Annotated in this window: 12 protein-coding genes; 2 read left to right on the top strand and 10 right to left on the bottom strand. The window is 71.8% G+C overall.

Annotated features, from left to right (window positions below; genetic code table 11):
- The first annotated feature begins 59 nt into the window (after positions 1-59).
- Positions 60-434: an RNA polymerase-binding protein RbpA gene (locus DBP14_RS29975; RefSeq protein ID WP_003977404.1), complete on the top strand. Its 375-nt coding sequence runs from the start codon at positions 60-62 to the stop codon at positions 432-434.
- Positions 435-566: 132 nt separating this feature from the next.
- Here the strand turns inward: DBP14_RS29975 and fxsA are convergent, their stop codons facing one another.
- The 4 genes from fxsA to DBP14_RS29955 form a co-directional block, all read right to left on the bottom strand.
- Positions 567-1,124, bottom strand: a complete 558-nt coding sequence (gene fxsA / locus DBP14_RS29970; protein ID WP_129310390.1) for an FxsA family membrane protein — start codon at positions 1,122-1,124, stop codon at positions 567-569.
- 55 nt (positions 1,125-1,179) lie between these two features.
- Positions 1,180-1,989, bottom strand: a complete 810-nt coding sequence (locus DBP14_RS29965; protein WP_241741068.1) for a polyprenol monophosphomannose synthase — start codon at positions 1,987-1,989, stop codon at positions 1,180-1,182.
- Between the two features lie 549 nt (positions 1,990-2,538).
- Positions 2,539-4,176, bottom strand: coding sequence for an amidohydrolase (locus DBP14_RS29960; RefSeq protein WP_129310386.1), 1,638 nt, complete (start codon positions 4,174-4,176; stop codon positions 2,539-2,541).
- Positions 4,177-4,360: 184 nt separating this feature from the next.
- The gene (locus tag DBP14_RS29955; RefSeq protein WP_129310384.1) at positions 4,361-4,801 is read right to left on the bottom strand and encodes an Lrp/AsnC family transcriptional regulator; all 441 of its coding nucleotides are present in this window, start codon (positions 4,799-4,801) and stop codon (positions 4,361-4,363) included.
- Between the two features lie 267 nt (positions 4,802-5,068).
- Here DBP14_RS29955 and DBP14_RS29950 point away from each other — a divergent pair, with 267 nt between their 5' ends.
- Complete coding sequence (locus DBP14_RS29950; RefSeq protein WP_129310382.1) at positions 5,069-5,500, top strand: hypothetical protein; 432 nt, start codon at positions 5,069-5,071, stop codon at positions 5,498-5,500.
- Between the two features lie 328 nt (positions 5,501-5,828).
- Here DBP14_RS29950 and DBP14_RS29940 read toward each other — a convergent pair whose 3' ends face one another.
- The 6 genes from DBP14_RS29940 to DBP14_RS29915 all read right to left on the bottom strand — a co-directional run bounded on the left by DBP14_RS29940 (position 5,829) and on the right by DBP14_RS29915 (position 12,524).
- Entirely contained in the window at positions 5,829-7,001 is a 1,173-nt protein-coding gene (locus DBP14_RS29940; protein WP_129310380.1) for an acyl-CoA dehydrogenase family protein, read from the bottom strand.
- Positions 7,002-7,344: 343 nt separating this feature from the next.
- The gene (locus DBP14_RS29935; RefSeq protein ID WP_241741067.1) at positions 7,345-8,004 is read right to left on the bottom strand and encodes a TetR/AcrR family transcriptional regulator; all 660 of its coding nucleotides are present in this window, start codon (positions 8,002-8,004) and stop codon (positions 7,345-7,347) included.
- A gap of 103 nt (positions 8,005-8,107) precedes the next feature.
- Positions 8,108-8,248 (bottom strand): SCO1431 family membrane protein, encoded by a 141-nt coding sequence (locus DBP14_RS29930; RefSeq protein WP_129310377.1) that lies wholly within the window; start codon positions 8,246-8,248, stop codon positions 8,108-8,110.
- A gap of 99 nt (positions 8,249-8,347) precedes the next feature.
- Positions 8,348-9,724, bottom strand: coding sequence for a peptidase C39 family protein (locus DBP14_RS29925; RefSeq protein WP_129310375.1), 1,377 nt, complete (start codon positions 9,722-9,724; stop codon positions 8,348-8,350).
- 260 nt (positions 9,725-9,984) lie between these two features.
- Positions 9,985-11,439, bottom strand: a complete 1,455-nt coding sequence (locus DBP14_RS29920) for an amino acid permease (RefSeq protein WP_241741299.1) — start codon at positions 11,437-11,439, stop codon at positions 9,985-9,987.
- Positions 11,440-11,567: 128 nt separating this feature from the next.
- Positions 11,568-12,524, bottom strand: coding sequence for a hypothetical protein (locus DBP14_RS29915; RefSeq protein WP_129310372.1), 957 nt, complete (start codon positions 12,522-12,524; stop codon positions 11,568-11,570).
- Positions 12,525-12,677: the final 153 nt, after the last annotated feature.

Here is a 12,677-nt window from a genome sequence, read left to right as displayed (position 1 = left end):
CCGGATGACGACGACAGCGACACCTGTCCTGTGGGCGACAAGCCCGGGAGGCACGATTCATGAGTGAGCGAGCTCTTCGCGGTACGCGCCTCGTGGTGACCAGCTACGAGACGGACCGCGGTATCGACCTGGCTCCGCGCCAGGCCGTGGAGTACGCATGTGAGAAGGGGCATCGCTTCGAGATGCCCTTCTCGGTCGAGGCGGAGATCCCGCCGGAGTGGGAGTGCAAGGTCTGTGGGGCCCAGGCACTCCTGGTGGACGGCGACGGCCCTGAGGAAAAGAAGGCCAAGCCCGCGCGTACCCATTGGGACATGCTGATGGAGCGCCGGACACGTGAGGAACTCGAAGAGGTCCTCGAGGAGCGTCTGGCGGTCCTGCGCTCGGGGGCGATGAACATCGCCGTTCACCCCCGGGACAGCCGCAAGTCCGCCTAGCGGGAGCCGCGAGGCTGATCAACGCGAGTAACCGCGGGCGCCGTACATCATGTACGGCGCCCGCGGTTTTCGCGTTGCGCCTCTCTGCCCGAGGGTGTGCCCGGGGTCCGACCACTCTGTGCCCGGCGGTGCCTACCGCGCCAGCGGCGGGCGCCGGTCCTGCTCCCCCGGCCCGGGGCGGTCGTCACGCACGACCTCGCCCTGCACCACCTTGCCGTCGGGGCGGTGGATGCGGGCCTGCTGGAAGACGTCGCCCAGGCTGCCCGGGGCGGCCCGGCGGAGCCTGCGCTCCAGGGCGCTCTCGGTCCAGCGGCTCACGGCCTTCTGGACCGGCGGGAGCAGCAGGAGCAGGCCCATCGCGTCCGAGATCATCCCCGGGATGATCAGCAGCAGGCCGCCCAGCATCATCAGGCCGTTGCCACCGCCCCGCTCGGGCGAACCCCCACGCTGCACGGCTTCGTTGAGGCTCTGGAAGGCGCGGCGGCCGGCTCGCTTGATGACCACGGAACCGGCCACGACGCCGGCCACCAGCAGCAGGAACACGGTCAGCCCGCCCGCGGCTCCGGCGACCAGGGTCAGCAGCCAGATCTCCAGCACCAGCCACGCGGCGAGTCCCAGCGGCAGATACCTGCGCAGCCGGGAACGGCGGGCCGGTGCGGTGGATGAGGAGGTCGGAGCACCAGTCGTCATGCTCCCAGTGTGCCTGGGTCCGGCTCAGTGCGGGATAAGGGGGAGGAAGCGGGCACTAGGCCTGCTGTGCGCCCTTGCCCCTGGCCTTGCCGGTGATCTTTCCGACCCGGTCCCCCACGCCCCAGGCGGTGACCCGCCACAGCGCCTCGACCAGGATGTCCTTGCTCATCTTGGAGTCGCCGAGTTCGCGCTCCACGAAGGTGATGGGGACCTCGACGACGTGGTAGCCGGCCTTGACCGCGCGGCGGGCCAGGTCGACCTGGAAGCAGTAGCCCTGCGAGGCGACCTCGGTCAGGCCCAGCCCTTCCAGCGTCTCGCGACGGAAGGCGCGGTAGCCGCCGGTGATGTCACGCAGCGGCAGATCGAGGGCGAGGCGGGAGTAGAGGCTGCCGCCGCGGGAGATGAATTCGCGGGACTTGGGCCAGTTGACGACCCGACCGCCGGGCACCCAGCGGGAGCCGAGCACCAGGTCCGCGCCCTTGAGGGCGGTGAGCAGCCGGGGCAGTTCCTCGGGCTGGTGGGAGCCGTCGGCGTCCATCTCGACGAGCACGCCGTAGCCGTGCTCCATCCCCCAGCGGAAACCGGCGAGGTAGGCGGCGCCGAGCCCTTCCTTGCCCTTGCGGTGCAGGACCTGGACGTGGTCGTCCTGGGCGGCCAGCTCGTCGGCGAGTTTGCCGGTGCCGTCCGGGCTGTTGTCGTCCGCCACCAGGACGTGGGCCTCGGGGACGGCCGTGCGCACCCGGCCCACGATGGTCTTGATGTTCTCCGCCTCATTGTAGGTGGGGATGATCACCAAGGCCGTGCCGAGCGGACCGAACTGCCTCCCCTGGGCCTTCGCCGCGAGGGTCCCGTCGCCGTCGTTCACTGCTGCCCCTTCATGTCGTACGCAGATGTCCACCATAGTGGCCGCGGCCTGCGATGACGTGACATCGGGTTCATACAGGGGTGTCGATTCCACAAGAGTGGGGTAAGAGCCCCCGTTTCGGCATGTTCGTCCGACGGACGCGACCGGTGCGGCGGATGGGGGCCCGGTGCCCTTCGGGCCGACCTGGCACCCGCTGGCTGCGGGTCCGCCGAAGGCCGTTGTCTACTGAGCGTCCGGGCCCCACCCGGGTCACACCTTGCCGACCGGCCGGAACGTTCCCTCGTCGGCGCGGGCGCTGAGCCTGGCTCCCAGTGACGGTGCCCCGGTGCGGCACACCGTCCCTGACCCAGCGGCGCTGCGACGAGTGGCGAACACTCCCCGGTCGGGCGTCCGGTGGTGGACTCGGCCGAACCTACCGGCCCCCGGCAGTCGACTGTCAACAGCCTCCTGACCTGCGCAGACGTGCTGCGGTACGCGCTGACCGGCGAGGATGCGCAGGTCGGGCGACACAGCGGCGGCGGACGATCTTCGCCGCGCCACCCCGGGAGATCACTCGCCCGGCCCTACGAACACGGTCCGGCCGCCGACGACGGTCCGCAGGCAGACCGGCAGGTCACGGCCCGGCGAGAGGTCGGGCAGGCCCGGCGTGCCCGAACGCGGATCGGTCGACCAGCGGGCTACGCGGTCGTCGGGGGCCTGGACGACCAGCTCGTCGGTGCGCCACACGGCGTAGTCGGCGGGCGCGCCGGGCACCAGGACGCCCGCGTCGTCGCGCCCCACGGCCCGCCAGCCGCCCCGCGTGTGCGCGGTGAACGCGGCACGCACCGAGACCCGGTGCTCGGGCGTGTGGTGGAAGGCGGCGGCGCGGACCGTGCCCCACGGGTCGAGCGGGGTGACGGGGCTGTCGGAGCCGAAGGCGAGGGGCACGCCGACGCGCAGCAGGGCCGAGAAGGGGTTGAGGGTGCGGGCCCGCTCGGCGCCCAGGCGCTGGGCGTACATGCCGTCCTCGCCGCCCCAGAGGGCGTCGAAGGCGGGCTGGACGGAAGCGATCAGGCCCAGTTCGGCGAAGGCGGCGACGGCCTCGGGGGTGAGCATCTCGGCGTGCTCGATGCGATGCCGGGCGGCGCGGACGCGGGCGAGGCCGGTCTTCTCGGCGGCGGCGCGGACCCCGTCGACGACGGCGGTCACGGCGGCGTCGCCGATGGCGTGGAAGCCCGCCTGGAGGCCCGCCTCGGTGCAGGCGAGGACATGGCGGGCGACGGCGTCGGCGTCCAGGTAGGCGGTGCCGGTGTGGCCGGCGTCGGCGTACGGCTGGTGCAGGCAGGCGGTGTGCGAGCCGAGGGCGCCGTCGACGAACAGGTCGCCCGCGGCGCCGAGCGCGCCCAGTTCCCTCGCCTTCGCCACGCCCTCGTCGCCCTGTTCCGCCCAGTAGCCGACGACGCGCGGCCCGGGCAGTCCTCCGGCGAGCCGCAGCAGGCCGGTGAAGTCGTCCTCGGAGGAGATCTGCGGGCCGCCGCACTCGTGGACGGTGCCGATGCCCAGGGAGGCGGCACGGGCGAGTGCGGCGCGCTGGGCTTCGTCGCGCTGGGCGGGGGTGACGGCGCCGAAGGCGGCGGCGCGCACGGCGTGGTGGGCGTCGCGGGTGAGCGGGGCGTCGTCGCGGGCGGTCACGCCCGGGACCTGGTCGAGGAGAGCGGTGGTGACGACGGCCGAGTGGACGTCGATCCGGGACAGGTACAGGGGGCGCCCGCCGGTGGCCGCGTCCAGTTCCGCGCGGGTCGGCGGGCGGCCGCCGGGCCAGCGGGCGGCGTCCCAGCCGTGGCCGAGCAGGACGCGGTCGCCGGGGCGGGCGGCGGCGAACTCCCGGACGAGGCCGAGGGCCGCCTCCAGGCTCGGGGCGGCGGACAGGTCCAGGCCGGTCAGTGCGAGACCGGTGGACGTGGTGTGCACGTGGGCGTCCGTGAAGGCCGGGGTGACCAGGGCGCCGTCGAGGTCGACCACCTCGTCGACGCCGTCGGTGAAGGCGTCGGCGGCACCCTCGGAGCCGACCCAGGCGACCTGCCCGCGTTCCACCACCATGGCGGTGGCGAAGGGATCGGCGGGACTGTGGACCTCTCCGCGGCGCAGCAGCACGGTGTGCGGGGTGGTCCGGGGGTCGCTCGGGTGGTCGGCGGACAGCTCACTCATGCCCCACAGTCTCTCGCGCGCGCGGGGCGCGCGCGGCACCGGGGCGTCCGCCTCATCCTCTTGGGCAGCCGCGTATCCCGTAGGACCGCGCCCGGCGCCGGGATCGGGCCGGACCTCCCGGCATTCCGGCATTCCGGCATTCCGGCATTCCGGCATTCCGGCCGGTCCCGTTCCCCGGCGCCGTTCAGATCTTCGGCGGGCGGGCCTCGTACGGGGTCGACAGGACCACCGTGGTGCGGGTGGAGACGCCGGCGAGGGTGCGGACCCGGGCCAGCAGTTCCTCCAGTTCGTGCGGGGTGGCCACGCGCACCTTGAGGATGTAGTTCTCGTCGCCGGCGACGCTGTGGCAGGCCTCGATCTCGGGCACGCCGGCGAGGCGGTCCGCGATGTCGTCGGGGGCGCTGGGGTCGAACGGTTTGACCGAGATGAAGGCGGTCATGGGCAGCCCCACCGCCTCGGCGTCGACGACCGCGGCGTAGCCGCGGATGACGCCACGCTGTTCGAGCCGACGCACCCGCTGGTGCACGGCCGACGTGGACAGGCCCGTGGCCTTGCCCAGGTCTGTGTAGCTCATCCGCCCGTCCTTGACGAGCAGCTGCACGATTTGACGGTCCAGCTCCTCCATGGCGCAAGAACCTACCGTGCGGTTGATCTCCTCGGATACCTCAGCGGCGCAGGTCATGCCCGGTTCGTGATGTCCGGGGCGGGCGGTGGGCCGACCGGGGGACGCGGACCGCCGCCGGCGGCACCCGCCCCAGGCATGTGACGAACGCCACAGCGGCCGGACGGTCTGCATGCCGCCCGCGCGATTACCGCCGAGAGCGGGCGGGAAGTGCTTGCTGTGGTCGAGGCCGCAGTGCCGTTGACGGCCCAGCCTTAGGGGGAGAAACCCATGCAGAGTGTCAAGCGCCCTGGTCGTTCCACGCCCAAGCGGCAGCAGTCGGTCGTCGAGCCCGATCCGGAGGGCGTCGAACGCGACCTCGTGGACGCCGACGACCCGTACGACACCTTCGAGATGTACCGGGTGATCTGCCCGGACTGCGCGCAGCCCATCGCGCTGCTGGCCGACGAGGAGGCGCTGCCGGAGCACGCGCTGTGCGCCTCGCCGTGGAATCCGTTCGGCCTCACGGTGTGCGCGGGGACGGGCCGTGCGGCGGCGGACGCCCGCCCGGCGGACGAGTCCGTCCTGCCGCAGGAACAGGACACCGCCCTGCTGCTGACGCTCCCTCAGGGGCTGGACTGGCGGACGCAGCCCTTCTCGCACGCCGGCGGCCCGGGCTCGCGCCCGCTGCGCGTCCCGGTGATGCGCGGCGAGGCCGCCTGAGCCGCCGTACGGGGGTGGGTTGACGTCGCGTCAGCCCACCCGGCGCGGCGGGACGCGGTTGAACGCACGCCCGATTCCGCCGGGCGGTGACCTGTCCGGCCGCGGTCGCGTTGCCCAGGCATGACCCCCATGAACTCCGTCACCGGGCGTCAGCGCCGCATCTTCGTCCCCCGGCCCGCAGAATCGGTTCCGCCGCCCCCGCCCGCCCCGGACCCGCCGATCTACCGTGATCTGCTGCGCGCCTGGGCCGACCGGGGCCGCACCCTGCCGGGCCGCCACGACCCGGAGTGGGTCAGGCTGGCGGCCCCGACGGTCCTCAGGGGGCAGTTCAGCGACCCTCTGGTCCCGCCACATGACGGGCGATGACCATCCGCTGGATCTGGTTGGTGCCCTCGACGATCTGCAGGACCTTGGCCTCGCGCATGAAGCGCTCGACGGGGAAGTCGGCGGTGTAGCCGTAGCCGCCGAGTATCTGCACGGCGTCCGTCGTGACCTTCATGGCCGCGTCCGTGCAGTGCAGCTTGGCCATGGCGGCCTGCTTGGCGAACGGCCTGCCCGCGTCGCGCAGGCGGGCCGCCGCGAGGTAGAGCGCGCGGCCGGCCTCGATCTGGGTCGCCATGTCGGCGATCATGAACCGCAGGCCCTGGAAGTCGGAGATGGGCCGGCCGAACTGGCGGCGGTCGGTGGCGTACGCGACGGCCGCGTCCAGAGCAGCCTGGGCCACGCCGATGGCGCAGGCGGCGATGCCGAGCCGTCCGGAGTCGAGCGCGGACAGGGCGATGGCGAAGCCCTGGCCCTCCTCGCCGAGCCGCCGGTCGTCGGAGACGCGGACGCCGTCGAAGTGGACCTGGGCGGTGGGCGAGCCCTTCATGCCCATCTTCTTCTCGGGCGCCGCACCGCTCAGCCCCTCGGCGTCGCCGGGCACCAGGAAGGCGGTGATCCCGCGCGGGCCGTCCTCGCCGGTGCGGGCCATCACCGTGTAGAAGTCGGCGATGCCACCGTGGGTGATCCACGCCTTCGTGCCGTCGAGCACCCAGTGGTCGCCCTCGCGGACGGCCTTGGTGCGCAGGGAGGCCGCGTCGGAGCCGGAGGCCGGTTCGGAGAGGCAGTAGGCGCCGAGCAGGCCACCGCCGAGCATCGCGGGCAGGTGCTCGACCTGCTGCTGCTTGGTGCCGTACGCGGCGAGGCCGTAGGAGGCGAGCGTGTGCACGCTGACGCCAAGGCCGACGGTGAGGCGGGCCGCCGCGAGCTCCTCCAGGACCTGGAGGTAGACCTCGTACGGCTGGTCGCCGCCCCCGTACTCCGAGCCGTACGGCAGGCCCAGCAGGCCCGATTCCGAGAGCAGGGTGAAGACCTCGCGCGGGAAGCGTCCGGCGTCCTCCTCCTCGGCCGCGTTCGGCGCGATCTCGCGCTGAGCGATCTCACGGACGAGCGCGAGCAGATCCCTCGCCTCTTCCGTGGGCAGTTGACGCTCCACCGGCTGCGGGTCGCGGTCGGACATGGCGTCGGTCTCCTCCCTGTTCGGGCACATCGGCGGACGTGCGCCTTGGGTGGGGCGGCTCCGCCTGATCGTTCCGGTTCCGGCCGCGGCGCTCGCTCCCGGGTCTCGGAGGCGGCTGACCAGCGGCTGCGCTGTGAGTATGCCCGATCAGCGACCTCCCGTCACCAGTTAACGGTCGCTTACTTCGAGAAGCCACCCCTGACTTTCCGGGGTCGCACCGCTACGGGGGGGATGTTCGGCGCGTTCATGCCATATGCGCGGTCGCCTCGCGGCGGAATGCGCGGGCGCCCCGGGGCCGTATGCGCGGTCGCCTCGGCGCCGTCCGAAGGCCCGCTTCCGGCCCTCAGGCGTCGCGACGGGCCGGTGGCGGCGCCGGATAGGAGGGGTCCATCTCCTCGATGGCCCGCAGGGTGCCGCCCAGCGTCTTGACCAGCAGTTCCCGCATGGTGTCGCGGGACAGGCCGGGGCGGTCGATCCAGTCCAGGGTGGCTCCCTCGACGCTGCACAGCCAGGACAGCAGGCCCATGCGCGCGAGCGGGGCGATGTCACTGCGGCCGTAGGCGCCCTCGGCGATGGTGGCCACGATCGCCTCGCGCACACCGTCCCGGATGGCCTGCACCTCGGTGTCGAAGCCGACGCCGCCGCTGGTGATCGTGCGATAGGCGGCCTGGTGGCCCTCGGCGTAGCGGAGGTAGCTGTCGACCGTGCGGTGGACGCGGTCCACGGCGGGCAGTTCCAGGCCGCTCGCGGCGGAGGTGACCAGGTCGGCGACGGCGTCCTGGATGATCGCCAGGTAATAGCCGCGCTTGGAGCGGAAGTAGTAGTAGATCAGCCCCTTGGCGACATGCGCCTGCCGCGCGATGTCGTCCATGGACAGCGCGTCGTAGGACGTGTCGGCGAACAGCTTCCGCCCGATGGCGATGAGTTCGGCACGACGCGCCACGGAGCGCTCCGTGCCGCGCGCCCGGTGGTGGACGGCGGCACGCTGGGGACTCGTAGGCAATTTCGACCCTGGTCCAGTCGGTCGGCGGGACATCCGCAGTATGTCAGAACAACTCCCGCCCGTAGAGCGGGTGTCGGGCCGAGCGGACCGGGGCCGGCCGGGATCAGAGCAGTCCGAGCCGGGTGACGAGCAGCGCGGTCACCACGACGAGGACCCAGCCCATCACGTGCTCGAGGATCGCGGGCCCGTCTTCCTGGGGCCCGCCCGTGCGGACGCGGGTGGCGGTGGCCGGGTGTGCGGTCATGGTCGCTCACAGAGGTCGGACGTATCGGGGGAATCCCCCACGGGTCCATCCACCTTGCCACCCGCGACGGCCCGTGCGGCGGAGAGGTTGGTCACACGGTCAGCGCACGCCCACCGCCGCGAGCGCCATCCGCTGGTGCGGGCTGGGGTGGGCCGGGAAGTACAGGTAGCAGACGCCACCCGTGCCCGAGGCCACCTTGCCGGAGGCGTTGTACCGCTTGGTGCGCAGCCAGATGTTCTCGAACTCCCGCCGCAGGTACACGCGCCGGACCGCCTGGTCGCCCGGGGAGGCCGGGTCATTGGCGATCACGTCACCGTCGGCCGTGAAGCCGATCACCGTCATCAGATGGCCCGAGGTGCCGTATCCGGCGCCGGTCAGCTCGGTGCTGAGGAAGGACTGGGACGTTATGGCCGGGATGCCGGCCGCGATCAGCGTCTCCAGGTCGGTGAGCGAGACGAGCCGGGTGACCACGCCCTGGACGCCCTCGTACGTGGCCGCGTAGGCGGCGTTGAACGGCCAGTTGCCGCAGCCCTCGTACTGGTAGTCGTAGGTGAAACGGGCCGCGTTGTCGACCTGCGGGTCGGCGTAGGAAGGGTCCACCCAGGCCAGCTGTTCGAGAGTGAGCCGGCCGCCCCAGTACTCGATGATCATCTGCGAGGAGGTGGGGCTGCACCAGGCCTCGCCGCCACCGTCGTACTGCGGGTACTGGCCCTTGTGGATCTCCTGCGAGTAGCGCGGGACGGCCAGTTCCTGGGCGAGGCCGGGCGTGGAGGCGGGGACCGTGAAGCGGTCGGGGATGTCGGAGCCCATGGCGCCGAGCCGCCAGACGGTCGGCGTGAGGCGGGTGCCCGGGGTGCGGTAGAGGGTCAGCCGCAGCCGGTACGAGGTGAGGCGCAGCCCGGTGCTCGCGTCGTCGATGGCGAAGGTGTCGGTCCAGATGCTGCTCTTTCCGTCGCTCTGGCCGTCGACGGAGGTCCGCTTGATGTCCTGGTCGCCGGCCGCCCAGCGGCCCATCACGTACCAGGGAGTGGCGGTGTGGTCGGAGTACGAGCCCTGCAGTTCGACCTGGATCCAGGTGCCGGCCGGGGTGTGCGCGTTCCAGGAGGCGATCGTCTCGGTGGCGGGAACGCTCAGCCGGTGCTCGGGAGAGGTCCAGGTGGCGTACTCCCAGGTGGCGGTGGTGCCGGTGTGCGGGTCGGTGTAGTCGGTTCGGCCCGCCGCGGCGCCGATGACGACGCCGGGCCGGTGTCCGGCGACGACCCGGACGCCCTCGGCGGTGCCGCGGCGCCAGTCCCGGACGGTCGTCCAGGCGTGGTAGTCGACGGGGCGGGCGGTGGCCCGGCCGGGGTCGTCGTGGTCGGCGGGCTCCTGCGTGGTGGCGGCCGCGGGCGTGGCCGCCGCGGCTCCCGCGGTCACCGCGGCGACGACCGCGGCGGCGAGGACGGTTCTGCGGGACGGCTGTTCGGCTCTGCTCATGGGCGCGAGTACCCCCAGGGGTGCGAGTCGGGGCTGGTCCGGTGCACGTTGTGCGCCAACTATGGAGCAGCGGGCAGGGCCCTGCCAGCACTTCGACGCACGCCACGCCATCAATATTGGTCTCGTCCACTGGCGGCTCCACCGGACCGGGGCGCCCGTTCCCCCGGCATGGGACGGCCCCGGCGCGGGCGGGCGAGCCGTGCGCCGGGGCCGTGGTCCGGTCCGCTCAGTGGTCCGGTTCGCTCAGTGGTCCGGTTCGCTCAGATGAGGTCCATCGCGGCGACCTCGTCCGGCCGGCCGTAGCTCACCGGGCCCTGGAAGCGGCGGCGGGCGGTGGCGAACCACCACACCGTGGCCACGAGCAGGACGACGGCCAGGGCGATCGGCGCGTAGTTGAAGGAGTCGACGGTGATCGGCGAGGCCTGCGGCAGCATGAACAACACGCTGCTGAGCAGGATCCAGACCACCGCGAGCCAGCCGACCGGCTTGCCCCAGCGGCCCAGGTGCCAGGGGCCGGCCTGGAACGCGTCGCCCAGCCGCAGCCGCAGGAAGATCGGCACGGCGTAGGCCAGGAAGAGACCGACGACGTTGACACTGACGATGGCGGTGAAGGCCGTGTGCGACCACCAGCCCGGGATCACCAGGGCGAGCGAGCAGCCCACCGCGAGCCAGACCGCCTTGACGGGCGTCCGGGTGCGCGGCGAGACCGAGTGCCACCAGCGCGAGCCGGGCATGGCACCGTCCCGGGAGAAGGCGAAGATCTGCCGGGTGTTGCTGGTGAGGTTGGCGAGGCCGCAGAAGAGCATCGCGCCGATGACGATGAGGAGCATCACCTTGGCGGTGCCGAGGCCGAGGCCGTCGATGAGAATCTGGACGGGCGGGGCGCCCGAACTCGCCACCTTGGCGTAGTCGTTAATGCTGTAGACCAGTGCCAGCATCAGGATCAGGCCAGTGATCGCGGAATAGCCGATCGCCCGCGTGATCCCCTTGGGGGCGTTGACCGTCGCCTGGACCGTTTCCTCGGACATGTGGAAGCTGCCGTCGAACCCGGTGAAGGTCCAGCTGGTGACGAGCAGACCGAGCATGCCGCCGTAAAGTCCGTTGGTGAAGCCGGTGTTGTTCACGAAATGCGTGACGAAGGACGCCGACTGGTGATGGTCGGGCATCACGATGAGTGTGCTCACGATCACCACGAGTCCGATGATCAGCCACCATACGGAAATGCGGTTGAGTACGGCGACGAGCTGGACGGTGTAGGTGTTGGCCAGCCCCTGCAGCACGATGATCAAGGCCGTGATCAGCACCGTCTGGTGGGTGGTGGGCTGGTACGACGACCACTGCAGGGCGATGAACGCCTGGATGAAGGTGGCCGCCGCGTAGCCGGTCGCGGCGGTCCCGCCGATCTGGCCGACGAAGTTCAGCCAGCCCGTGAACCAGGACCAGGCGCCCTTGTGCCGCTTGGCGAGTTTACCGGCGGAGAAATAGAGCGCACCGCTCGTCGGATAGGCCGAGGCGACTTCCGCCATGGCGGCGCCGATGAGCAGCACCATGATGGAAACACCTATCCAACCGAATACGAGAATACGGGGGCCGCCCGCGTTCATACCGTATCCGAAGGACGAGAAAATACCCGAGAGGATATTGATGATGGTGAACGAGATCGCGAAGTTGTCGAACGCCTTGAAGCGCCGGGTCAGTTTCCGCGGATAACCCATCGCGTGCAGAGTGGCGTCATCGTCGAGCAGCTCCGGTTCCTTACCGGTGGGGGACGTGGCCCGGGGTCTCGATGTCCGTTCCGACACTGATCGGCCTTTCTTCTCGGTGGGGCAGGGCACGTGCGGGGTCAGGCGGGTCCGGGGACGGGCAGGCCGCATGCGCGCCGGGCCCGGGAGAGCTGCTCGGCGGGGTCGCCGAAGACGCTCCAGGGCATGCGCGAGGCGTACGGCCCCATCGCCGCGAACACCGCCCGGGCCTCGAACTCGCGCTGGGCCATGACCAGCGCGTGTGCGAGGTAGGCCAGGTCGAGCACCGGGGTGAAGCGGTAACCGGCCACCGCGGGCAGCCAGTTGTGGTAGATGGCCAGCGCGGTGGAGCGCCACTGCGGCTGTTCCCAGACGCGGTCGGCGAGCAGCTGGCTCGGGTTGTAGCTCTCCACGAGGGCCACCAGGGGCAGCAGCCGGAGGGCGGAGTCGGCGGGCGCCCGCTGGCTGAGGAAGGCGGCCACGTCCCAGGCCGCATTGACCGAGCCGCCGTGGCGCGAGAAGAAGAACGACAGGAAGCGGTGGTGGGCCTCGCGGTGCCACGGGTCGAGGGACAGGATGTGCGCGAACAGCCGCCAGGGGCCGGGCGGCGCGGTCAGCAGGCCCTGCGGGGCGGGGTCGCGCAGCCGGTGCAGCCGGGCCATGGCCAGCTTGGCCGCCCAGGGCGTGGGGTCGCCGGGGGCCAGCGCGCCGGCCCGGTCACAGGCCGCCAGCGCTATCCGTTCCAGCGCCTCGGCGCGCTCGTCCCGGCCGTCGGCGGCGCGGACCGCGCGCTGCACCGCCACCCGGGCCCACATCAGCGCGGCCTCGGGCGACGGCTCCTCGTCCAGCCAGCGCTCGACCAGGTCGGAGCCGGCCGCCTCGGACGCCAGCACCAGCGAGCGGTGGGCGCGCAGCCCGAAGTCGGAACGCGTCTCGGCGAGAGCTTCGTACGCGCTCCGATAACGTCCGGCCCGCACGTCGACGCATACGCCCGCCAGGGTGCGGTCGTCGGCCGCCGGATGCCATACGTAGTGCCCTTCGAATAACCCCGCGGCCATGTTCCCCTGTCCGTCCCCGTACGACGCGTCGCACTTGCGCAGGAGCACCTTACTCAGCGGGGAGCACAACAGGAACGCCGAATTCGACATATCGGTCAGCGGATTCGGAATGTTATTCCGGGGCGATTGACCGATGGTCAGCCGTTGGTTCAA

The sequence above is a fragment of the Streptomyces sp. L2 genome, assembly GCF_004124325.1.
Lineage (GTDB): Bacteria > Actinomycetota > Actinomycetes > Streptomycetales > Streptomycetaceae > Streptomyces.
Note: the sequence above shows the minus strand (reverse complement) of the source record. Positions and strands in the feature narration are given on the sequence as shown.